Origin of the sequence: Cnuella takakiae, from assembly GCF_001953305.1 — a bacterium.
In the GTDB taxonomy this organism is placed as follows: domain Bacteria; phylum Bacteroidota; class Bacteroidia; order Chitinophagales; family Chitinophagaceae; genus Flavisolibacter; species Flavisolibacter takakiae.
This window is the reverse complement of sequence record NZ_MTFE01000010.1, coordinates 3,431,477-3,453,678: the sequence shown is the minus strand read 5'-3', so window position 1 is coordinate 3,453,678 and position 22,202 is coordinate 3,431,477. Positions and strand designations below refer to the sequence as shown.

Here is a 22,202-nt window from a genome sequence, read left to right as displayed (position 1 = left end):
GCCGTAGTTTGGCCGGGGCAATTGGTGAGGATGTATATTACTAAACGTCTAAGCTTTTCCTTGCTGTTTTTCACTTGTATCTTGTAGGCACACCTAATTAAAAGCCATCATGCCAACTACCTGCCGCACCGCCTCCATTGCATTTGCCGTCTTATGTTTGTTCAGTTGCACCAAAGAATTGCAACAGCCCCAAACCATGGCCCCTGAAACCGCCCTTTCAAAAAACAAACCCGTGGCCAGTACAGGCCTCATTGCTGCCGTTGGCGACTGTGATTACAATCCAACAGAAGCAAGCCTGCTCAGTGGCGGTTGGACCCTTGCATTTGCAGACGAATTCAGTGGTGGGTTAGAAAAGTGGAACATCTGGAATGGTGGCGCCTACAATTACGAGTTGCAATTGTACCAGGCTGCCAACCTGCAAACAGAAGGTGGGCTATTATCCATCATTGCCCGGCGCGAAGCAGCTAAGGGTCCCACCTTACCTTTTGATGCAACACCTAAGGATTTTGCGTTTACCTCGGGTCGCATCGAATCTAAGACCAGCTTTTCTGCCTCTCCTGCAACACCCAAAGTTCGGATGGTGGCAAGGTTGAAACTGCCTTCAGGGTATGGCATGTGGCCAGCCTTCTGGAGCTATGGCGATCCCTGGCCCACACAAGGTGAAATAGACATTATGGAAGCCCGTGGCCATGAGCCCTTTAAGTTTTCCACTGCTTACTGGTATGGCCGCAGGGCTGGTGTAAACCAGGCTGCCAATACCGAAGGGTATATCACCACAACTTCCAGCCTTACCGACTGCTGGCATGTTTACGAGCTGATCTGGGAAAAAAGCACCCTTTCTTTTTACCTGGATGGAAAACTTATCGAGGTGAAATCGGGAGGGCTAATTCCGAATATGTACCGAAAAAGTCAGCGGGTTGTTTTAAACCTTGCTGTTGGCGGTGCTTTCTTTGGCAACCCCGATCCTTCGCAGATTGTACCCGGAACCCTCATTGCAGACTGGGTGCGGGTATATACTGGTAAATAAAAAAAGTGCGCTGGTTGCCCGGCGCACTTCAGCAAGTTCTGCTGTCTGGTTTGGTTAACGTTCGCGATCTGAGCCACGCTCGCCGTTGGTGTTGCGGCGGCCGCCACCATGCGAGTTCTGGCCTCCTTTACGGCCAGCTTCACGGGCCTCATCGGAGCTCCATTCGTGTGCTACACCCTGGCGGTGTGCAGCACGGCCACCTGCGGAGGCAATTTCACGTTGGCGCTGTGGGTCCATAGAAGCAAATCCGCGGCGTGAAGTGCCCTTTTGGCCTCCATTGTCCGCACCCTGGTTTCGGTTTTCAGCCATGATCCTTACAATTTTGTAGGTTAAGAAATGATATAGCCCTTTACGCCAAATAAGTGCCAGTAAGTTTTCAGGGTGGGTTGCGCTTACGGATGAGGAAAAAATGCTATAAATGGCGTTTTCTGGTGCTTATGCGTTACACCGCAATCATGACACCAAAGTTGAGCTTTGGTATAAAAATGTTGAAAAATTTTAATGTTTGCTAACTTAACTCATCTTTTTTTCTATTTCCCTGGTTGTCATCGTTTACATGCGACATTTCCAACTCCCCACGGGTGCGGGGCAAGCTGCCCGGGAATTCCCGGTTGATAAATGCCACCATTTGTTCGCGTACAAAACAGCGAAGATCAAAAGCCTGTCCCGAGTTTGCTGCACTTACCAGTATCCTGATCTCGATGTGCTGGCCAGTGGTATTGGTAACCTGCAGCACTTTAACCCGCTTATCCCATAAAGGGTGATTGTCCAACAGCCGGTCCAACTCCGCCCGCAGCGGATCCATGGGCAAATTGTAATCGGCATACAAAAACACGGTTCCGATAATCTGCGAGGAAGTGCGTGTCCAGTTCTGAAAAGGTTTTTCTATAAAATAGGTGATGGGTAGTATCAGCCTGCGCTCGTCCCAGATGCTCACTACTACATAGGTCAAGGTGATTTCTTCCACTCTTCCCCATTCCCCTTCTACTACCACCACATCATCAATGCGGATAGGCTGGGTAAACGCAATTTGGAAACCCGCCAGCAGGTTGGCCAGAGAGCGCTGTGCGGCAAAGCCCACAACAATGCCACCAATGCCCACACCGGTAAGCAGTCCCGCACCCAGCCGGCGCATGGTGTCGAAAGAAAGCAAGATGGCCGCAATGGTGAGCAGCACGATAAACCCGGTAATCACCTGGCGGAGGTAAAGTAACTGGGTTCTTATCTTCCTTTCTTTCAGGTTGTCGGTCTTGGTGTAGTCATAACGGTACATCACGAAGTCCTGCACCACGTTGATGGACCGGATGAGCAGGGCAGAAAAGGTAATGATCAGCCCAATTTCCACCAGTTTGGCTACCCTGTTCAGAATGGAAGGGGGCATTTCCATCAGGGGTAATAGGAAGTTGAGTACCAGCAAGGGCAGGAAAATGCCCAGAATGCGGCCAAGGTGCCGGCTGATAGAGCGGAACAGGGAGTAGTTGCCTTCGCCTTCTGTCTTTTTACGAATAAATAGGGATAGAAATCCTTTTACCACCAGCCCGGTTACTAAGGCCAGCAACAAAAGGATCAGGTTCCAGGCCAGTGGGGGCAGGTTCCATTGCTCCAGGAGTTGGGTGAGTTGTCTTTTCATGTTGGTTCGTTTGGTGAAGGGTAAGGATGCAGGCTGCTGTGGCTGCCTGGCTGCAAAGAAAGTGGCTACAGCAAATTGGACCTTTAAACTTTTGGTTGAAAATGGCTTTTGCTGGAAATGCTGAAAGTGGCTTTGCCCGAAAAAACAACTGCCGTTTTACCTTCATCGATGCCTGGTTACACCTACCTGCTGGCAAAATTCCAGCACAGGGCAGGTGCTGCAATGAGGGAGTATGCCTGTACAGATATGTTTGCCAAAAGGCACCAGCAACCGGTTGATGGTTACCCAATGCTCGCAGGGAAGCTGGCCTTCTAAAACACCCAGGGTTTGTTCCGGCGTTTTGGTGTGCACATAGCCCCAGCGGTTACTAACGCGGTGCACATGAATGTCCACCCCAATTGCAGGCACCATGCCGGTAATGCCTAATGCAAGGTTTGCGCATTTGGGGCCTACGCCTTTGATGCCGGTAAGAACTTCAGGGCTTGCCGGCAGGTTGCCGCCAGAAAATTGCAAAGCCGTAGCTGCAATTCGCAACAGGGTTTGGGCTTTTTGTCCCGGAAAGGTGGAGCCGATTAACAAAGTTTCGAGTAGTGCTTCAGGCAGGGCTTTCAGGTCGGCAGGTGTACGGGCAAGGCCAAACAATTTCAGAGCAACAGGTATGGTGGTTTCATCCAGGGTACGGATGGAAATGATACAAGCTACCAGTTGTTCAAAAATCGATTGGTAGCCCCGCTCATACAGCTCAAAAAGCGCCGCCTTGGGAAAGGGGCGCACGGCCGCCTCAATGCGGGCCAGTATTTCGTCAATGCTGAACGGCTGCTTCAAAGTGAAAAGAAGGAAATGGGGAATTGGCGATCCCTTTTCAGGTTCAGGAATATGTGCCGTTTAGGTTCAAGACAAATGGAACCAGGAATGCACCTGTTTTTTTAAGGTGCATTAAAAAGGATGCAGCAGTAGTAAATGCCCAACCCTGATGATACCATCAAAGCCAACAGGGCTTTACTACTTTTCTTGCCGGTGAGTCTGCCGCTATTAAAAGTGCATTTCCCAACAGCAATTTCTTAATCTCCCGAAACCAATCTCGAATCACCAATTCCCTCTTACTTTAAATCGATTCCTGTCCTGCCGGCTTGTCCGATTCCTGCTCGGGGTCGGCATCTACTTTTTTCCCTTTGAAAGCATCCTGTTCAAATTGCACAGGGTTGGTGGGCGTTTCTTCGCCGGGTGCTTTGTCAATACCCTGCCGGCCCTGGCTTGGATCACCATGACGGTTTTCCTGATGCTGGTTGTTTTGTTCTTCTTTCATGTTTTTAACGGAAGACCTAACAATTTTGTGCCAGCATAAGCAGGGGTACAGGGGTTTGTGGATGGGAGAAAAAAGTTAAAGGTGATCAAAATGGCGGTTGGTTTGTAATTTAAGGGCAAAGAAGCCGTTTTTGGTTTACTTAAATTTATCCTGCACAACATGATACTACACAAAAGCCGGTGGATCCTGCCCCTTGCCCTGGGACTGATGACCCTTGTGGGTTGCCAGAAAGAACAGGAAGACCCCAATGCTAACCCAACAACACCTACTCCCACCACCCCCACGGTTTCGGAGGCCGATAAAATAAAAGACACGGCCCTGCTCTATTCCCGTGACCTGTACCTGTGGTACAACCAGATTCCCGCTACCTTCCAGGCCCGCACTTATGCCAGCCCGGTTGAGTTAATGACCGCCATCAGGCAGTACAGCATAGAGCCCGGTTTTTCCAAGGCAGTGGACCGGTGGAGCTTTGCGGTGAAGCAAACCGAGTGGGATAATGTGAGCTCCGGTATTGCCGGCGATTTTGGATTGAATGTATTCTTCTTAAAAGAAGGCGACCTGCGGGTACGCAATGTAGAACCGCTTTCCCCTGCCGGAAGGGCTGGCGTTAAACGAGGCTGGCGCATTGTGGCCTTAAATGGCAATGACAATATCCGGAGTACGAATTCAAAGGCTATTGTGAGCGCCGTTTACGAGAGCACCAATACCCAGTTCCGGTTTGAAAAACCTGATGGAACCACCACCGATCTGACCCTTGCTGCAACCGAGTACCAGGAGCAGCCTGTTGCGCTGGACACCGTGTACAATACCGGCGGCAAGAAGATCGGCTACCTGGTGTTCAATTCCTTCCTGGGCGATACTACGGCCATTAAGAACCGCTTCCAGCAAAGCTTCAGCCGTTTTGCCAGCCAGGGTGTAAACGACCTGGTATTAGACCTCCGGTATAACGGGGGTGGTTATGTGTCGCTGCAAAACTCGCTGGCAGGTTACCTGCTGCCTTCCTCGGCAAATGGTGGTGAGCTGATGACGCAAAAGTATAACGACAAATATGCCCGCTTCAACCAGACAACCCTGGTGCGGAAAGAAGGTAGTCTCAATTTGCCCCGCCTCTTTGTAATTGTATCGAACAACTCGGCATCGGCGAGCGAGTTGCTGATCAATAACCTGAAGCCCTATATGGATGTTAAGCTTGTTGGTCCCAGCAATACTTATGGCAAGCCGGTAGGTTATTTTGCGGTACCGGTTGGGGACTGGTATGTGTTCCCGGTATCTTCCCGCAGCACCAATAAACTTGGCCAGGGCAACTATTTTGATGGATTTGCCGTTGACCGCCAGGTGGCTGATGGCATTGACAAAAACTGGGGCGACCTGTCGGAAAGCTGTCTAGCCAGCGTGGTTAAGTATATCACTACCGGCAATTATGGTCCCCGGATTGCACCTAAAGGTCAGCCTGCTGTAATTGAAGATCCCCGGATCATCAATGCCAACGAGCAACTGGTGGGTCCTTCATTCAAAGGCATGATCCTGCCGGGTACCTCCCCCAAACTCTAAAGCTTACTTCTGGTATACAAGGCCCTGCTACAGCGGGGCCTTTTTTATTGTAATCAGGCGCAGATGCCTACGTATACCAATCAGGTATAAACGCTTTTCCACAGGTATTAAACTTATTTTGAATTTTCTTGTTTAAAGGTTGAACCTATTGTATCACCCTTACAAAACCCTGTTTTTATGAAACCAATGTTCCGTTTGGCATTAGCTACATTTTTCCTTGGCGCCCTCGCCAGCTGTTCTAAAACCGATAATGGCGAAGGTGAAGTCGTTCCGCCCCGTGTAATGGTGTTGCATGCCTCCCCCGATGCTCCTGCAGTTGATATCCGGGTAAATAACCAAGTGGCCGTCCAGGCATTGGCCTTTCCCAGCAATACCCCGTATGTGGCAGTTAACGCAGGCAGCAATAATGTAAAAGTGTCGCCTGCCGGTACCAATGTAAACGTGATTGATGCCAACCTCAACTTTGAAGGTGGTAAAGTGTACTCTGTTTTTGCCATCGACAGTGTCAGCAAATTAAAGGCTGCTGTGTTGGAAGACAACCTGGCAACACCTGCCGCTGGAAAAGCACATCTTCGATTCCTGCATTTTAGTCCCAATGCACCGGCAGTGGATATTGCCGTAACCGGCGGACCTGTACTTTTTGCTAACCGGGCCTTCAACGACCAGTCGGCAAATACTTCCCTTTCTGCCTTTACTCCTGTAGACGCAGGAACCTATAACCTGGAGGTACGCCTTGCCGGAACCAATACCGTGGTGCTGGCCCTGCCCAATGTGGCCGTAACTGCCGGAAAGATCTACACCGTTTTTGCCCGTGGTAATGTAGGCGGTACCGGTGCACAGGCTCTTGGCGCCCAGGTGATCGCTAACAATTAATCAGTTCTGTTCGCTTTTGTTTATCCGCACCGGCGCTGCCGGTGCGGTTTTTTTTTGCCGTTGGTAAGATCCTTTGGCTGTGTTTTACTTAAAATCTTCGTTTCCTGGTGATCTGGTATTTGGGGTGTATAGGCCCCAGCAAGGCATTGCATGTTTTTTGTCTTGGTACTTGTGAAAAAAGGTTGCGATGAACACCGTTGACATATTGCTTGGAGCCATTGTGCTGTTTTCTGTAATCGGCGGGTTCAGGCGGGGCTTTATAGAGGGGTGGGTAACCCTGATCACCTGGCTGGGCAGCCTGCTGATTGGATTATCCCTGTTTGATGAGGCGGTAGGACTGCTTGAGCGCTGGATTCCTGCACTGGGTACCTGGTCAGTACCGGTAGCCTTGCTGGTTACGGTCTTGGTGGTGCACCTGCTTTTGTCGGCATTATTGCACGCTTTTTTGCGGGAAGTGGATCCCGGCGCACATGCCAGCGGCATCAACAAAGCCCTGGGCATCTTGCCTGGGATATTGCGGGGTTGGATTTCGGCAACCATTATAGCAGCCTTATTGCTGGCTCTGCCCATCAAAAGCCTGCTGACCGATGCTGCACGCAACAGTACCCTGGCGCTTTCACTTAGCCGACAGGCAGGTTGGCTGGAGCGGTCGCTCAGCCCAAACCTTAAGGATGCTTTGGGTAAGGCAGTGGTACGGATGCCTGCCGGCGAAGGCAGCCACGAGTCGGTAGATCTTGCCTTTAAGGTGAAAACCGCAACAGCCCGTCCCGAATTGGAACGTGAAATGTTGCAACTGGTTAACGAGGAACGGATAAAAGCGGGGTTGCAGCCGCTGAAAGCTGATCCGCAGTTGCTGCCTGTTGCCAGGGCTCATTCGAAAGATATGTTTACCCGCGGCTATTTTGCCCATATCAACCCCGAAGGCCTAAGCCCCGCGGATAGGATTCGCAAATTCAAGGTGCCATTTATTACAGCAGGCGAAAACCTGGCCCTTGGGCCCAGCCTCAACCGCTGTCATACCGGGCTGATGCAGTCGCCCGGCCACCGTGCAAATATCCTCAACCCTGCCTTCCGAAGGGTGGGCATTGCTGTTTTGGATGGTGGCTTTTATGGCCTTATGATCACCCAGAATTTCAGGAATTAATGCTGGACTGCTTTTTTTGACCAATAAGAATCAACCTCATAAATATTTATCACTCCTCATGGCAATAATAGGCTACCACGCATCACACGAACAATTTGCACCCAGCGAACTGCTGCGGTTGGCACAAATGGCTGAGTCAGCAGGTTTTGGCGCCATCAATTCCTCTGATCATTTTCATCCCTGGAGCGAGCGGCAGGGCCAAAGCGGGTTTTCTTTTGCCTGGCTGGGCGCCGCCATGCAGGCAACGGCTCTGCCTTACGGCGTGGTTTGTACTCCTGGCTACCGGTACCATCCAGCAGTGGTGGCACAAGCGGTAGCCACCCTTGGTGAGCTTTTCCCCGGCCGGTTCTGGATTTCACTGGGCAGCGGTGAGGCATTAAACGAAAGCATAACGGGCGAAAAGTGGCCCATCAAGGAGGAACGCAATGCACGGCTGGAAGAATGTGTGCAGGTAATGCGACGGCTGCTGGTGGGCGAAACCGTAACCCACCATGGAAGGGTGACAGTAGAAAATGCCCGTTTGTACACCCTGCCTAAACAGAAACCCCTTTTACTCTGCGCGGCCGTTACAGAAGAAACCGCCCGGTGGGCAGGCAGTTGGGCAGATGGCATGATTACCATCCACAAACCTTATGAAGAGTTGAAAAGAACGGTACAGGCTTTCAAGGAGGGTGGGGGAGAAGGTAAACCCATGTACCTGAAATGCCAGTTGTCATATCACAAGAGCTATGAGCAAGCCCTTGCAGGTGCCCACGACCAGTGGCGGACAAATATATTTTCCGGTACAGTGCTTGGCGACTTGGCTACGGTGCCCCAATTTGATGCGGTGGGAGCCTTTGTACAACCAGATGAGGTAAAAGAAATGGTCCGTATTTCCGCTGACCTCGAGGAGCACCTGGAGTGGATCCGGAGCGATATCTCGCTGGGTTTTGAACGCATCATCCTGCACAATGTGAACCGGGAACAAGAACTGTTTATCTCTGATTTCGGCCGTTCTGTACTTCCTGTGCTCCAAGCGGAAACTAAGGCCATGCAAGCTGCTTGAGGTTTTTAGTGGCAGGAAATTTGGCCTTCCTCACAGTCTTGTCTTGCAGAAAGTTGTAAGCATATCAATAACTAAAAAACCTCTTTTATGCGATTTTTACCCACCAAAATTCATGGTCTGCTGGACTATCTTACCGGAATTGCCCTCGTCTTTTCGCCCTTCTTTTTGTGGACCACTGAAATGGGTGCCGACTTTTGGGTGCCCTTCCTGTTGGGTGCGGGTATGGTAGTGTATAGTGTCTGGACCGATTACGAGTGGGGCGCATTTCGCACGCTTTCTATGGCAACCCACCTGAAGCTTGACCTGGGAGCCGGCATCTTGCTGGCGGTTTCGCCTTGGCTTTTTGGATTTGCCGACCTGGTATTCTGGCCCCACCTGGTGTTTGGAATATTTGAAATAGCTGCCTCTTTATTTACCAGTAAAGAACCCAGCCGAAGGGGGGTATTGGGGCCCAACTCATTGTAACAATACAGATGATCAGCTGCCCAAACCTGTGCGGTATGATTTTAGCATAGTAGGCGCAAAGCCTTACCCATGTACCATAGCCATTCCCCTGCATTGTCCGACCGATACAACTGCCGCAACATTGATGAAGATACCCTGAGCCGGCTTTCCCGCAAGCTGGATTGCGCGCTGGAAGACATATTGCGGGCAGTTCAGGAAGTAGGCGCCGACCCGGAGGATGTAGCAGAGTATATACGGGACCGGTACAACCGCTGTTGATTTTATTTCTGTTGCACCAGTTGAAGGATATTATCTTACAGCGGGTGCCTTCTCAATAATTATCAAACCTTTACCCTCTGATTGGTAGCCCGTATAATATTTAATCATGTGGACTCTGCTCTCCGGCCCTCTGTTTGGTGCGCCCGAAATACCCTTATCCCTCATTCATGAAATTGAAGACCGCTCGCCCAATATCATCATCTGGGCCGCGCCTATCATGTTCTTCTTTGTACTGTTGGAGTGGTTTATTTCGTACCGCCAAAACCGGCACCTGTACGATAAAAAAGAAACCATTGGCTCCATCTGTGTTGGGGTGGGTAATGTCATCATAAATTTCCTGCTGAAGGTTTCCTTGTTTTACCTGGTGATCGGGATGTACAACGCCCTTCCCTGGCGGATGGCTTTTAACTGGTGGACCTTTATTCCCTGTTACATCATATTCGATTTATGCAGCTACTGGGCACACCGCATATCGCACCAGCAAAGGTTTTGGTGGGCAACCCACGTAGTACACCATAGTAGCGAGTTTTACAACCTGACCGTTTCTTTCCGCCTTAGCTGGGTGCAGCATTTGAAACTGATCTTCTTTTTGCCGGTGGCACTGATCGGTTTTCATCCCATTATCTTTTTCGTGGTGAACCAGATTGCCGTGTTGTTCCAGTTTTGGGTACATACCGAGTATATCCGCAAATTGCATCCTGCCATCGAGTACATTTTTGCTACCCCTTCCAACCACCGGGTGCACCATGGCTCGCAGGAGCTGTACATCAACAAAAATTACGGGGCCACCTTTATCATTTGGGATCGCATGTTTGGAACCTACCAAGCCGAGACGGAGCAACCCGTGTATGGCATTACTTCCAATATTGAAGACAAAGCCAACCCGCTGTACATTAATTTCCACGAGTACAAAGAGATGTGGCAGGATATAAAACAAGCCCAGGGCTGGCGGAGTAAACTGTTTTTTCTTTTTGGTGACCCGATTGATATTGCCCGGGTTAAGAAAAGCCCCGTGCCTGCTACAGAGAATGTGCTGGAAGCAGCTGCGGAAGAGGCAGCTTGATTGAATTTATTAAGCAGTTTTCAACAACAAAAACAGGCACAGCAGGTTGGCACAGCTTATGCCTATATATGATAAAACGAGAAATATGGAACCATCTGCAGCCAACGACAGAACTACGTATATGACCGATCTCCAGAAATGTATGAACCGCCTGGAGTCGGAAGGATATACCGAACAATACCGGGTAGAACAGGACCGGCTGGTGAGCCTCGATGATGGCAATGGCCGCAAGTACAAACCCGAAGAAGTGAAAGCCGTCAACTTTTTCCGCTTTGAGGGCCCATCCAATCCGGATGATATGTCTATCCTTTATGCCATTGAAACTACCGATGGCCACCGCGGAACCCTGGTAGATGCCTATGGTTTATATGCCGATGACAATACCGGTGCGTTTTTCCAGAATGTTGAGATCCACAAAAAAGTGAGCAGCAACAATACAAACGCCTGATTTTGAAAACAGGCCAACAAAAAAGGATTCCATTTGGAATCCTTTTTTGCTATACATCCTTTTTACCAGGGAGCTGATCCTGTCGGTTTGTCTGTGGCGTAAGTCTTTCAATGTTGGGGTCCTTTTCTTTTTCCACCTCTAAAGGATCACGGAAAGAGTCCGGGTCCTGGGCGGTGTTCAGTACATCTTTTGGTAATTGGTTGTGGTGATCGTGTGGGTCTGCCTTTAAAGGTTTGTTTTCCATGGTCAGGTATTTACCGGAAAGAGTGAAAAAACAGCGCCAAAGAAACAGGTGTAAGCAAAGCAGGAGAGAACTTTCTTTAAAAAACCTTCCTGCTGTATACCCAACCTTGATCATCTTACCAAATCAAAGGATCCTTTTTCCGCAGGTTTGAAAAATATTGGTGCTGTTTAGGGTAGTTATGTACTGTATCAGTAGGTAACTAGCCATTACTTACTGGTATCTTACCGGGAGCATGTTCAATTTCAGCAAGCCTAAAAAAAGGACCATCAATACGGTTCCCAAGACTGCAATTATGTTGATGACTTTTTGTGCTTTAAACCGGTTGTTTAAGGTTTTGGCCAATATGATGTAGGTCAATAAACCAAGGATGCCGCCGGTGGTATTGGTGATAATATCCGTAGCATCAAACGAACCAATGGCCAGGATATATTGCAGGCTTTCAACAATAAAACTTACCAGGAAAAAGAACAGGACTTTCTTCTTAAAACTCCACCTGGAAAACAGGATTCCTGCATATAAGCCCAGGGGAACAAAGATCAAGACATTCATGAGGATCTCACTGTTGGCGATCCTGCCATGGTCTTGTAGTATGTTGCGAAAAGGAACCAGGTTTACCCGCCTGTTATTCATGTACGAAAACTTAACGCCCAATTTAAGCAGTAATATCCAACACAAGGCAGCCAGGTAGATGCTGAATAAAGCAATGGTTAACCTGTTGGCATTGGTTTCGGCTGTTTGATGTTGCATGGGCATTGTTTGCAGATTCATAATGGGAATGAAAATGTAAAACAACCTGACGTTAAGAAGGCGCTTTTATAGATCGGTTGCCGTACTACCAGGGATAAAAGGCAAAACAAGGCCTGCTTCAATCACTTGTTCATACTTCCAAAATAAAGCTCCTCAGCGGCTAATTTTTACAATTACCTCCTTACCAAACATACATTGCGGAATTATCCTTTCTATAATAGCTAATGCACGCATCTATGTAACTGCACTGGCCGGTCTGTTTAAAAATTGACCTTGAAGCTGGCAAAAGCACCAAACCTGGGATGGGCAGCAGTATTAACTTCCCAGGGCAAAATTTTCCAAACAAAATCAAGGCGGAGCACTTTCAGAATATTGTCCACCCCGGTACCCAGTTCCAGGTAGGTTTTGCCATCTAAAGAACGGAATGGATGGCCGGTGGTGAAGTTGAGCCCCTTATTGGCCTCCGATAAGCCGCCCCATAAGGCTTTAGCCGTCCACAATTGGCGAAGCTTGAGCTTGCGGGTAATAGGCAGGAACCGGAACAGGCCTGTTCCATAATTGTGTTCAAAGAAAGCACCCGCATACCGGTCCTGAATGTACTCGTAACGATTCATCAGGTTGAAGGCATTGCGGTTGTAATAATATATTTCGTTGCCCGGCGCAACATCCAGTAGTATATAAGGAAGGTTACCATACGTACGGCCTGCAAACAGGTTGTAATAAATATTGCCCAACGGCGCCACCTTGGCGTAATCGGAAACGGAAAGAAATAGCCTGGAATAGTCGTACCCGCTATTGCCTACACCCGAAATGCCACGGGTATAGCGGAAATCAACAATAGGATAGACTGAGCCCAGGCTGATGCGGCTGAAGGTAGACTCCAGGAAACGTTCCAGGTAAGCATAGCGGATGCGCACACCGGCCTCAAAGGTAGACAGGTCGGCTTGTGGATCTTTAAGGAACTGTTCCTTGGGTGGCAGGTTGCGCAGGGGATTAAAGGTTTTATGTACGCCTGAAAGGGAAACGGCAAAACCGTTGCGCCAGCCATGGGTGTATTCGGCACGTTTGTCTTCTATGCTGATAAACTTGATGGGTACTCCTTGCTTGCGGATGGCCAGTGCAAATATGTTGTCCTGTGTTATATCCCCGTAATAGTTCTGCCCGAAATCGATATCCCTGCGCCAGGAGAGGTATAGTTGGCGGCGTGGGTTGCGTTTAAAAAGGTAGCGTCCGTCTGCCTGGAACTTTACCTGCCTGTCGGTAAAGCCATAAGCCAGGTATCCGTGCAGGTACACCTGCTTGCTGAAGCGGGTGTTGGTGCCCAGGTCGAAGCGGGTGCGGAAACCTTCGTAGCTGTTGTAGCTAAGCCAGTTAAACCAGGGGCCGATTTCGTAATTGCCGATGTTTTTGTATCCCACCGTCAGGAAGTAGAGAGTATTTCTATAGGTTTTATACTGCGGCATGTTCATCAGCGAGTCCACCATATTGTAGATGCCCTGTTCCGATTTGGTGAGCTCCTCGTGGCGGCTTTCGATCCAGAAGCTATCCGGCTTTTCTGCGGCCACCTCGGGTAGTACCGATTCTTCCAGCACCTTGTTTTTAGCTAGTTCCGCATCCACGTAAGCATCGTTCACTACCACGTTGCGGTAGGTAGTTGTTTTCCGGCCGATAAAGGAAAGGTTGTTTTTGCCAAAAGGCGCCACATCTATCACCCACTTGTCCCGGGACAGGAACCAGGTGCTGTCGTTGATCAGCTGGTATTCCTGTATCAGGTTCATTTTGTGGAGGAAATTGATATTGGCTTCCTTCGATAACCGGAGGTTCATCTTCTGGATGGCAAAGCTGGTATCCTGAACCCAGCAATCGCCTTCAAAAGTGTTTTCGCCCTTGCGTTTCGGTGTAAAGAAAAAATGCACCAGCCTGCGGCCGGCCACGTACTGGGTATCTGCAATTTTATAGGTGTAATAAGCATCGCCATTGTCTGAGATGGGGCTTACAAATTGCTTATCGAAAACAGGAATAAAGTTGTTATAGAAGTTTACATTCTGGTCCATGCCGCCCAGCAACTTGGAAACGCTTTCATTTTTAAAACCAAGTGTCTTGGTGGCCTTAAATACTTCGCGGCGACGCAGGGGTTCTTTGGAATAATAATAATCCGACAATGCCTCGGTAAGATAAGCGGGCAGGTAGGCCGCCCCTTCGGATGTATCTATCTGGTCGAAGATGAACTGGAACTTCCGCAGCATACGGCTGTCGGATAGCTTTTCCTTGTTCACGTTTTTGATGTCCAGTTCCAGCTTGTTGTACAACTCGTAGCCGAAGTTGCGAAAACGATAGCGGTCGTTCTGGGCCTTGTGCTGTACTATTCGTCGCCACATCCACAGTCCACGGTTTCCTTTTGCCCTTACCGTCACGCCGGTATTGAACCGCCCTTCAATCATGCGGATGTTGAGGAAAAGCGTATCGCCCACAACCTGTGCCGGGTCAACAAAATAGCGGTAGTCCTGGAAGCCTACAGAGGTTATCTCCAAGGTGTCCTTGGGCCATTGCGACAGGCGCAGCATAAAACTACCTGCCGAATCGGCGAGCATTCCGGAGCCCGAAGCCTTAAAACGAATGGATGCAAATGGGATGGTTTCGCCGCTCTGTGCTTCCCTGATATTGCCCTTGATGACTTTCTGGGCCAAGGCGGGGGTAAAGGGTGAAATCAAAAAAAGCAGTACCAAAATCCAATCTGCAACACCTTGCTTGCCTGTCTTCATCATTGCCCTGCAAAAATAAACAGGAATTAAAGGATAGAAAGGCTTAAATAAACCAAAGCGTCAATATGATCAGGATGTCTCATTTCTATTTCCGGTTGAATGGTCGTATTGCCGGCTAATAAGGCAAATTTCAAAAGATGGTATTTACAAAGTTTGGCGATCAAATAGTGAGTACCTGAACGAAAGCACCAATGCTCTGGTTACCTGTTGTTCTGACCTTTTACCGCTATGCAAGGCATTACCTTACTGGATTTGCCTGATCACCTTTTCAGAAGCCAGCAATTTGCCGGCAGGACTGATGATGCCTACTACGAACATGGTTTGGGCAAAAGGTTTCAGGTTCAGCCTGATAATTCGTCGGCCGGCAATATCCTCTTCATACAGCTTTTGCCCTAACATATCCCAGATTACCAGATTTTTTACAGGCATTGCCGTGCTGATGCTCAGGTAAGTGTAATCCGGTGTTGGGTTGGGCCATAAGTGCATATCCAATTGACCTGCAATTCCTGCAATGGCAATGACTTCACTATAACCTTCCGACCCGTCTAAATAGCGAATACGCAATTGGTAGTAAGTGATGCCTGGATAATTGTTGTTATCGGTGGTTTGGTAATACAGGTGATTGTTGGAAAACCTGTTGGAAGCCTTTGAAGCCAGCGTATCCACCGCAACCCGGGAACTGTTGTTGGAAAACCATCTTTGCACGATATAGCTGTGCACATTTCTTTCCGGTTGCACACCCCAGCCAATATGGGTGTGGCCGGCATCAATGCGATAGCCATATAGGTCAAGGGCCATCCTGCGTGTGGTATCAGGAAGGGCCATTTTGGTAAAATAGGTAGCCTCCCCAATGCCATTAACAAGTACCCTGGTATGTGTTGCGGCATTTGCCAGCGGCTTGCCGCTTACAAGGACACCCTTACTTGCCAGGGAGGGAGAAACGGTATCCCAGTTATTATTTTTATATAAGGATACAAAAGCCCTTTCCTGGTTGCGCAAATAATCGTCCCCTCCGTCGCGCAGTTGGTGCTGTAGGCTAACCTGTACGGCATCTATACCTGGCCGGTTCAACTTGCCCAATTCCCATGTTTTATTAACCGTTTGCTCGAAAAGGATAAAACCATTTACCCCATTGGAGCGAACCTGGTTGAATAAGGATGCGGCAAAGTCGTCTGGCTCATCGCTCAGCAGGCGGACGGCAAGAGGAGCATAGCCCCCCTTACCTGTTCCTAAAGGAAAAACCACAGGCCCCAACCGGTTTTGCAGTCCCTCCCGCACCAGCGTGCCTGAACCTGGGGCATCACCCGTTACCAGGAAGTGCTCCTCGTCATAACCTTTAATGCTACCGGGTTGCTTATGACCCATCACAAAAGTTTGCCCGTTGAGGTAAAAGAGGCCGCGCTGCAGTTCAAGTGTGTGGGCAACTTTTGTTGCCGATTCCAACAGATTAACCCCTAGCGGATTGCTCAATATAAGTTGTGCCAAAACAGGTCCCCGCTGGGTAGCGGCATTGAATCCTCCCGACAGTTGCTGCCGCCAAAGGGTTGCTGCAAAACGGATGCTGCCGCTATTGCCTCCCGAATCGTTGGTTTTCCTGTTAGCATCCGAGATGCGGGCATCGGCATAGTTTAACCATTGCCTTCCAGTAAAATTCACTACCCCATTCCTGCCAATGCCTAAATTCCCTCGTAACACTACATCGGCAAAAAAGGATGCCGTGTCTGAAGCCAGAAATACCTGGGCGCCTTCAGGAATGTAGATTCCCGGTTGGGCCTTGGCCCCCCTGCCAAAAAGTAGGGAGATCAGGAAAAGGCTGGTATAAATGGTAAATGCCCGCATTAAAAATCAACTACAGAAATATAAAGTTTGCTGCCACCATTGATTGTTTGGGCGGTGGTTGAATTGATATTTTGAATGCGGATCTTCAACTGCGTGGTGGATATAACCCTTGCAAACGCGATGCTGAGTCCGGAAGGAAGATCGAAAGCCGGCGAAACGGAAACAACACCCTTTGCTGCTGCAAGTGTATTTGTCGTAGGAAGGGTATAAGTAAAATCGGCAAAGTTTCCAGCAGTAATGGTGGTACCATTGGTAATTGTACCCTCAAAAGCCATGACGTTGGAAATGGTTGTTCCTTTTGCTCCCAGCTTGACCGCACCATTTACATCCAGCTTGGTACCGGTTGCGGGTGCCGATGTGCCAATTCCTACCCGGCCGCTGGCTGTTACCCGCATCGACTCATTGGTAGACGCTGTGCCCCCTGTAAGTACAATGATGTCTTTTGCTGCGTTGTTGTTTACTATATACAGGTCCTGCCCGGCCGAAAGCAGGTAGCCATCATTGGCCTTTCCGGTTTCAATGGGGCTGCCGTTTTGGTATACATAACCCGAACCATTAATGCCAAGATTTACAAAATTGGTGGTTTCCGTACCATTATTGGCGGTAGCTACCAGGTCGGAGCTGGCCCTTGTTCCGCCATTATTGTTTTGGACATTCACCTGGAAATAGCCATTATAGTCACCTGTTGCCAGTATGGGCGTATAGGTGCTGGAGCCGGCATCCACCAGCAATTTTTCCGGGCTCAATGCGTCAAAAGCCGGGGCAGTGCCAATACCCACATTACCAAGACTGTCAATCACCATCCTGTGGGTGTTATTGGTGCGCACCCGGAATCCATTATTATCAGTAGTGCCTATAAAGTTTGTCGCCCACCCGGTACCTGCGTTTCCTGTGGTGCTCCACAGGTTATTACTGCTGGCAAAAGAGCCCACGGGCAGCTTCTGTACTACTCCATTCCGGATGGTCAACACGCTGTCGGCTGTGGTCATGCCGCCCACCTGGACCCCATTTAGGCGCAATGGGTTGGTGCCAAATACATGGAGCAGCGAGGTAGGATTTGAGGTGCCAATGCCGAGGAAGCCTGAAGGGTTCACCACGCTCATGGCAGCGTTTGATGCGTTGCGCCATTCGGTGAGGTTTGCGCCCTGGGTGCCGACGCCTTGAATCATAAGTGGAATATTGCTTGCCCTAGCGGAAGGAATGGAGACATTGATTCCGGTTGTTCCGGGGGAAAATCCAGGAAAGCTCGCGGTTTGCCGGTCGCCCTGGAGCACAATGCCCCAGAAGGCACCCATTTGCAGGTTGCGGTTGCCGCCACCCTGCCAGAATATATCACCCCCATCAGCGCCAATCCGGAAATCGCCGGTACCTGCCGTCTGCGAAAACAGGAGGGCAGAAACAGCACCTGTTCTTCGGATTTCCAGTGTGTCGCGCAGGGAAAGTACCGTTGTCGGGTCGGGAAGGCCTATTCCCATGCGCCCGATGCTGTCCACAACCATACGTTGCTGGTTATTGGTGCGCAGCCTCCATCCGGAAGCATCGGTAGTGCCCAGGAAGTTATTATTCCAGGTTGTGCCGCTATTACCCGTAGTGTTCCATTGGGTGGAAGGGTTTACCGACAGGGTAGTACCCGACAGGCTCAAACCAGAACCAATGGTGATTTCCTCTACCAGGCCCGCGCCTGTTGAAGCGCGTCCCAGCAGGCGGTTGGTTGCAGAAACGTTCTGCATCTTGGCATATGTAACAGCACTGTTCCGGATGGTCGTACTGATAGCCGTGGTACCGCTTCCGGTAACATCGCCGGAAAGCGTGATGGTCTGATTACCGGTAAGGAAGCCGGCATTGTTGAGGGTATTGATTTGTCCCTGCAGTTTACCAATGCCGTTTAACAGGTTGTCGGTGCCCGTAACAGGGCTACTCACACTTGTGGAAAGTCCGGAAAGCAGAGTGCTCCGTACCCTACCCTCATTAAAGTAGAGGTTGGTGCCCTCCGCAATATCCGTGGTACTGGCATCGGTGCCGCTGGTTACCAGGCCTTTGCTGTCATAAGTGATCTTTGTTTTGGTACCCGCAGTAATCGAAGGGTTGGCTACCGTGTAACTATTGTTATCGTAGCTCAGTGCGGTGCCGGCAGCTTTTACAAACCCGGTCCCACTAATCGGCGCCTGGAAACTGCCAATAGGGAGTTTTTGCACTAAGCCATTATTGATGCTCAAAATACTGTCGCTGTTGCTTGTAGTGCCGGCCTGTACACCCGTCAAACTTAGCGGATTGGTGCCAAACACATGGAGTACGCTGCCAGGTGTGGTAGTCCCAACTCCCAGTCGGCCTGCCGAGGTTAGCCGCATGCGTTCCAGGTTATTGGTAATAAATGGTAGCGCATAATTATCCGTGGTTCCCAGCCAGCTTTGGCTACCCAAGGTGTTGCCATTCACCGACCAGTAATTGGCGAGGCTTCCGGCCATAACCAATGAAGACCAGCTATTGTTTCCCCGGATCATCAACTCTTTTGTAGGAACAAAAAAGATGACCATGCCATCAGGGGGATTGAGGTTGTTGATGGCGATGGTATCAGTAAGGCGCGGCAGAAGCAGACCCTGGTTTTCGGCGCTAAGCTCCAGCACCGCCGATTTGGTCAGGCGGGCAGGTGCATTGCCAAGCGATAGCTGCTGGGCGCAAACATTATTTGCGAATGCCATCAGCAGGGAGCTAAACAAAATGATTGTGCGCAACATTGCTTCTATGGTTTTTCCAGGATAACAGAAATCAACCGGATGGCTTTCTGCCACGATGCTTATTTCTTGATGATGTACCAGTTGGTACCATCGGTTTGGAGGGTTACAAAGGTCCAGTCGTTGTAAATGATAAGATTGTTGCCGCCATCGATGGTGGCACCCGTAGGAGTGATGGTCAGCGCATTGTCAATACCTCCATTGCCAATTTTTTTAATGCTGTAGATACGGCCAGTCATGTTGGTTGCGGCAGGCAACGTAAGGGTGATTGGACCGCTCGAAGTATTGGCCAAAATGGTATTGTCGGAATCGGCGGCGGTTGCATCTGCGGTAATAGTGCGGATGGCCAGTGCCATTGAGCCGGCAACCTGAATGGTGCTGTTGGCTGCACCCGTGCTGCCTACCATTGCCTTGGCGGCGGCGGCAAAATTGTCCTGAAAGGTTTTTTCACCGGCAAAGGTTTGGGTGGCGGTGGTTACCACACCTCTTGCCGAGGCAGAGGCCGAGGGAACATTCAGGTTGATGGTATTGCCTCCCGCAGTTGCAATATTAAGGTCGGTACCAGTGGTGCCAAAAGCAAGCGTCTGGGCTGCCTCTGTATTGCCATTGATGCTCCGAATGGCATCGCCAAATGCTGCAGCGCTAACTTTTCTTGTTTCTACTACGCCATTATTTATTACCAGAACTGAATCAGCAGAGGTATTACTGTTGGTATTGTAAAGGGTCAGTGGATTGTTCAAAATAATGCCATCCTGGAATGTTTTGGTACCCGCAAGTGTTTGGGCTGAAGTGGTCACAACACCAGCATTGGTAGCATCGGCGGGATGCAACTGAATGGTGCGGGTGGTACCATTGGTAGTTATGCTGATGCCGTTTGCGTTCGACTGGCTAGCTACTGCCCCGGCCTGAACATCCTGTACGGCACTTTCAATTTTTTGCCAGTCGGCATAGGTTAGCAAACCATATGGCTTGTTTGATTGGTTTTGGCCATCCTGTACAGGCAGGTAAATGGCAATGGTGCTATCGGCTGCCGTATTGGTTACTGTAACGGTATTATAGGTAGTGCTTGCAGCAGCGGTAAGACTGATGGATTGGGTTTGGATGCTATTGATGGCTTTGATGGCATTTTCAAATGCGGAGGAAGGAAGGGAGCGGCGAAGTACCGAACCATTGGCATCAATTACCAATACTTCCTGCTCGGTGGTGCCTGCAGCCAGGTTCTCCAGCTTGACGGTACCATCAACATTTAAGGTTGCACTTGGAGAAGCGGTACCAATCCCTACATTACCATTGGCATTCACAACCATGCGTGTTGTATTATTTGTTTTGATGGTAAGAGGCTGGTTGTCTTTGGTTCCCAGGAATTGTGTAGCAGGATCGGTGCCTTCATTACCTACCAACGACCAGTTTGCGGATGCTTCGGTCATATTGGCCAGCTTCTTCCAGGCTCCTGCACTACGAATGCGGAGGCTGTTATCTGAAGTCAGATAGATCAGCATACCATTGGGTGGCGTAAGCGTATTGATGGCGGCAGTATCGGAGAGGCGCGGCAGTAATAACCCCTGCCGGTTACTTTCCAGTTCCAGGATGCTGGATTTATGAATGCTGGTAGGATTGTCGCCCACTTTAAGTTGGGCATTTGCGGGAGCTGCAAATATCAAAGATGTTAAGCACAGGAGGGTAGGTCCTAAGGTGTTCAGAATGTTGAACTTTGGCATTATCAATAGGTTTATTGGAACTGATACGAATGTACTTTGGTAAGGAAAACACTTTATAAAAAAGCGGCATAATATCGGACAAATGGGTGCTTGCACTTGCAGGAGCTAAGGGTTAATAATTAAATTTTTGCTTAATAAATGTGTGTGCGTTACATGTTGCATTGCCTAATGGGTATTTTTATATACCCTGATTGGGTTTATTTTTCTGGCCACTATTAGGGATATACAGCTTTTGTGTGCCGGTTAAGGTGAACGGCACGAAAGGCCAAAGACCTATCTTTGCACGCCCAACAGAACATTATGAGCGAAGAGAAAAGCCTCAATTTCATAGAAGAAATCATCGAAGCCGACCTGAAGAGCGGGAAATACCAGTCAATTGTTACCCGCTTTCCGCCCGAACCCAACGGTTACCTCCATATTGGCCATGCCACCAGCATCTGTCTCAACTTTGGATTGAGCAAGCGTTTTGGCGGTTATACCAACCTGCGTTTTGACGATACCAACCCTGTAACGGAAGAAACGGAATACGTGGAAAGCATCAAGCAGGATGTGGCCTGGCTGGGTTTTGAATGGAAAAATGAGCTCTATGCTTCTGATTATTTTGAGCAGCTGTATGGCTTTGCCGTAAAACTGATTGAAAAGGGCTTTGCGTACGTTGACGACCTCTCGGCAGAAGAAATCGCCAGCCTCAAAGGTTCGCATACCGAACCCGGTAAGGACAGCCCCTACCGCAACCGCAGCATTGAGGAGAACCTCCGGCTATTTTCGGAAATGCGTGCCGGCAAATACAAGGACGGCGAAAAAGTGTTGCGTGCCCGTATCGATATGGCGCACCCCAATATGCTGATGCGCGATCCTATTATTTACCGCATCAAGCATGCCCATCACCACCGTACCGGCGATGCATGGTGCATTTACCCCATGTACGATTTTGCACATGGCCAAAGCGATAGCATCGAACATGTAACCCACTCTATTTGTACGCTGGAGTTTGTGCCCCACCGCGAGCTGTACGATTGGTTTATTGAAAAACTGGAAATCTTTCCTTCACACCAGTACGAGTTTGCCCGCCGCAACCTTACCTATACGGTGATGAGCAAACGCAAACTGCTCCAACTGGTAAACGATAAGCATGTAGACGGATGGGACGATCCCCGGATGCCTACCATCAGTGGTATGCGCCGCCGTGGGTATACCCCCGAGGCCTTCCGCGATTTCTGCGACCGTGTGGGTATAGCCAAGCGGGAAAATATTGTGGATGTAGGTTTGCTTGAGTTTTGTGTTCGCGAACACCTGAACAAAATTGCCCTGCGCCGCATGGTAGTATTCGATCCCCTGAAAGTAGTACTG

20 protein-coding genes are annotated in these 22,202 nt (G+C 49.6%); 10 read left to right on the top strand and 10 right to left on the bottom strand.

From position 1 onward, the window contains the following. Positions 1–109 precede the first annotated feature (109 nt). Positions 110–1,027 carry a glycoside hydrolase family 16 protein gene (locus BUE76_RS15060; RefSeq protein ID WP_073041332.1) on the top strand — a complete coding sequence of 306 codons (918 nt, stop codon included), beginning with the start codon at positions 110–112 and terminating at the stop codon, positions 1,025–1,027. Between the two features lie 54 nt (positions 1,028–1,081). Here the strand turns inward: BUE76_RS15060 and BUE76_RS15055 are convergent, their stop codons facing one another. The 4 genes from BUE76_RS15055 to BUE76_RS15040 form a co-directional block, all read right to left on the bottom strand. Continuing rightward, entirely contained in the window at positions 1,082–1,336 is a 255-nt protein-coding gene (locus tag BUE76_RS15055) for a KGG domain-containing protein (RefSeq protein ID WP_073041330.1), read from the bottom strand. A gap of 199 nt (positions 1,337–1,535) precedes the next feature. Beyond that, a complete protein-coding gene (locus BUE76_RS15050; protein WP_073041328.1) occupies positions 1,536–2,657 on the bottom strand; it encodes a mechanosensitive ion channel family protein in 1,122 nt (373 codons plus the stop codon). A gap of 162 nt (positions 2,658–2,819) precedes the next feature. Next, the gene (locus BUE76_RS15045; RefSeq protein ID WP_073041326.1) at positions 2,820–3,482 is read right to left on the bottom strand and encodes an endonuclease III domain-containing protein; all 663 of its coding nucleotides are present in this window, start codon (positions 3,480–3,482) and stop codon (positions 2,820–2,822) included. A gap of 280 nt (positions 3,483–3,762) precedes the next feature. Next, positions 3,763–3,963: a hypothetical protein gene (locus tag BUE76_RS15040; protein ID WP_073041324.1), complete on the bottom strand. Its 201-nt coding sequence runs from the start codon at positions 3,961–3,963 to the stop codon at positions 3,763–3,765. Between the two features lie 159 nt (positions 3,964–4,122). Between BUE76_RS15040 and BUE76_RS15035 the strand changes: the two genes are divergently transcribed. The 8 genes from BUE76_RS15035 to BUE76_RS15000 all read left to right on the top strand — a co-directional run bounded on the left by BUE76_RS15035 (position 4,123) and on the right by BUE76_RS15000 (position 10,810). Then, positions 4,123–5,514, top strand: a complete 1,392-nt coding sequence (locus tag BUE76_RS15035; protein WP_073041322.1) for a S41 family peptidase — start codon at positions 4,123–4,125, stop codon at positions 5,512–5,514. A gap of 177 nt (positions 5,515–5,691) precedes the next feature. After that, positions 5,692–6,387, top strand: coding sequence for a DUF4397 domain-containing protein (locus tag BUE76_RS15030; protein WP_073041320.1), 696 nt, complete (start codon positions 5,692–5,694; stop codon positions 6,385–6,387). Between the two features lie 187 nt (positions 6,388–6,574). Beyond that, the gene (locus tag BUE76_RS15025; RefSeq protein WP_073041318.1) at positions 6,575–7,531 is read left to right on the top strand and encodes a CvpA family protein; all 957 of its coding nucleotides are present in this window, start codon (positions 6,575–6,577) and stop codon (positions 7,529–7,531) included. A gap of 58 nt (positions 7,532–7,589) precedes the next feature. After that, on the top strand, positions 7,590–8,576 hold the full coding sequence (locus BUE76_RS15020) for a TIGR03885 family FMN-dependent LLM class oxidoreductase (RefSeq protein ID WP_073041315.1): 987 nt from the start codon (positions 7,590–7,592) through the stop codon (positions 8,574–8,576). An 87-nt stretch (positions 8,577–8,663) separates the two neighbouring features. Next, positions 8,664–9,041 (top strand): SPW repeat domain-containing protein, encoded by a 378-nt coding sequence (locus BUE76_RS15015; RefSeq protein WP_073041313.1) that lies wholly within the window; start codon positions 8,664–8,666, stop codon positions 9,039–9,041. Positions 9,042–9,110: 69 nt separating this feature from the next. Continuing rightward, the gene (locus BUE76_RS15010) at positions 9,111–9,299 is read left to right on the top strand and encodes a hypothetical protein (RefSeq protein WP_073041311.1); all 189 of its coding nucleotides are present in this window, start codon (positions 9,111–9,113) and stop codon (positions 9,297–9,299) included. Positions 9,300–9,405: 106 nt separating this feature from the next. Continuing rightward, positions 9,406–10,362 carry a sterol desaturase family protein gene (locus tag BUE76_RS15005; protein WP_083596408.1) on the top strand — a complete coding sequence of 319 codons (957 nt, stop codon included), beginning with the start codon at positions 9,406–9,408 and terminating at the stop codon, positions 10,360–10,362. An 85-nt stretch (positions 10,363–10,447) separates the two neighbouring features. Beyond that, entirely contained in the window at positions 10,448–10,810 is a 363-nt protein-coding gene (locus BUE76_RS15000) for a hypothetical protein (protein WP_143157237.1), read from the top strand. Positions 10,811–10,859: 49 nt separating this feature from the next. On the opposite strand, the gene BUE76_RS24230 is transcribed toward BUE76_RS15000, so the two are convergent. The 6 genes from BUE76_RS24230 to BUE76_RS14970 all read right to left on the bottom strand — a co-directional run bounded on the left by BUE76_RS24230 (position 10,860) and on the right by BUE76_RS14970 (position 20,852). After that, positions 10,860–11,054: a hypothetical protein gene (locus tag BUE76_RS24230; RefSeq protein ID WP_143157236.1), complete on the bottom strand. Its 195-nt coding sequence runs from the start codon at positions 11,052–11,054 to the stop codon at positions 10,860–10,862. 210 nt (positions 11,055–11,264) lie between these two features. Continuing rightward, on the bottom strand, positions 11,265–11,801 hold the full coding sequence (locus BUE76_RS14990) for a VanZ family protein (RefSeq protein WP_073041576.1): 537 nt from the start codon (positions 11,799–11,801) through the stop codon (positions 11,265–11,267). Between the two features lie 260 nt (positions 11,802–12,061). Beyond that, a complete protein-coding gene (locus tag BUE76_RS14985) occupies positions 12,062–14,488 on the bottom strand; it encodes a DUF5686 family protein (protein WP_245798320.1) in 2,427 nt (808 codons plus the stop codon). 318 nt (positions 14,489–14,806) lie between these two features. Continuing rightward, complete coding sequence (locus tag BUE76_RS14980) at positions 14,807–16,402, bottom strand: hypothetical protein (protein ID WP_073041304.1); 1,596 nt, start codon at positions 16,400–16,402, stop codon at positions 14,807–14,809. Then, positions 16,402–19,137: a hypothetical protein gene (locus BUE76_RS14975; protein ID WP_073041301.1), complete on the bottom strand. Its 2,736-nt coding sequence runs from the start codon at positions 19,135–19,137 to the stop codon at positions 16,402–16,404. Before BUE76_RS14975 ends, BUE76_RS14980 begins: the two co-directional genes overlap by 1 nt. A 59-nt stretch (positions 19,138–19,196) precedes the next feature. Then, positions 19,197–20,852, bottom strand: coding sequence for a hypothetical protein (locus tag BUE76_RS14970; RefSeq protein ID WP_073041299.1), 1,656 nt, complete (start codon positions 20,850–20,852; stop codon positions 19,197–19,199). 300 nt (positions 20,853–21,152) lie between these two features. Between BUE76_RS14970 and glnS the strand changes: the two genes are divergently transcribed. Next, a partial coding sequence (gene glnS, locus BUE76_RS25165) for a glutamine--tRNA ligase (protein ID WP_254049533.1) occupies positions 21,153–22,202 on the top strand: 1,050 nt, incomplete at its 3' end.

What these genes read in the sequence shown, in the direction of transcription:
- BUE76_RS15000 (WP_143157237.1), top strand. Translation starts at nt 10,448, where the DNA reads ATGGAACCATCTGCAGCCAACGACAGAACTACGTATATGACCGATCTC.
- BUE76_RS15055 (WP_073041330.1), bottom strand. Translation starts at nt 1,336, where the DNA reads ATGGCTGAAAACCGAAACCAGGGTGCGGACAATGGAGGCCAAAAGGGC.
- BUE76_RS15010 (WP_073041311.1), top strand. Translation starts at nt 9,111, where the DNA reads ATGTACCATAGCCATTCCCCTGCATTGTCCGACCGATACAACTGCCGC.
- BUE76_RS15020 (WP_073041315.1), top strand. Translation starts at nt 7,590, where the DNA reads ATGGCAATAATAGGCTACCACGCATCACACGAACAATTTGCACCCAGC.
- BUE76_RS15050 (WP_073041328.1), bottom strand. Translation starts at nt 2,657, where the DNA reads ATGAAAAGACAACTCACCCAACTCCTGGAGCAATGGAACCTGCCCCCA.
- BUE76_RS15060 (WP_073041332.1), top strand. Translation starts at nt 110, where the DNA reads ATGCCAACTACCTGCCGCACCGCCTCCATTGCATTTGCCGTCTTATGT.
- BUE76_RS15040 (WP_073041324.1), bottom strand. Translation starts at nt 3,963, where the DNA reads ATGAAAGAAGAACAAAACAACCAGCATCAGGAAAACCGTCATGGTGAT.
- BUE76_RS15015 (WP_073041313.1), top strand. Translation starts at nt 8,664, where the DNA reads ATGCGATTTTTACCCACCAAAATTCATGGTCTGCTGGACTATCTTACC.
- BUE76_RS15005 (WP_083596408.1), top strand. Translation starts at nt 9,406, where the DNA reads ATGTGGACTCTGCTCTCCGGCCCTCTGTTTGGTGCGCCCGAAATACCC.
- BUE76_RS24230 (WP_143157236.1), bottom strand. Translation starts at nt 11,054, where the DNA reads ATGGAAAACAAACCTTTAAAGGCAGACCCACACGATCACCACAACCAA.
- BUE76_RS15030 (WP_073041320.1), top strand. Translation starts at nt 5,692, where the DNA reads ATGAAACCAATGTTCCGTTTGGCATTAGCTACATTTTTCCTTGGCGCC.
- BUE76_RS15035 (WP_073041322.1), top strand. Translation starts at nt 4,123, where the DNA reads ATGATACTACACAAAAGCCGGTGGATCCTGCCCCTTGCCCTGGGACTG.
- BUE76_RS15025 (WP_073041318.1), top strand. Translation starts at nt 6,575, where the DNA reads ATGAACACCGTTGACATATTGCTTGGAGCCATTGTGCTGTTTTCTGTA.
- BUE76_RS14980 (WP_073041304.1), bottom strand. Translation starts at nt 16,402, where the DNA reads ATGCGGGCATTTACCATTTATACCAGCCTTTTCCTGATCTCCCTACTT.
- BUE76_RS14990 (WP_073041576.1), bottom strand. Translation starts at nt 11,801, where the DNA reads ATGCAACATCAAACAGCCGAAACCAATGCCAACAGGTTAACCATTGCT.
- BUE76_RS14975 (WP_073041301.1), bottom strand. Translation starts at nt 19,137, where the DNA reads ATGTTGCGCACAATCATTTTGTTTAGCTCCCTGCTGATGGCATTCGCA.
- BUE76_RS14970 (WP_073041299.1), bottom strand. Translation starts at nt 20,852, where the DNA reads ATGCCAAAGTTCAACATTCTGAACACCTTAGGACCTACCCTCCTGTGC.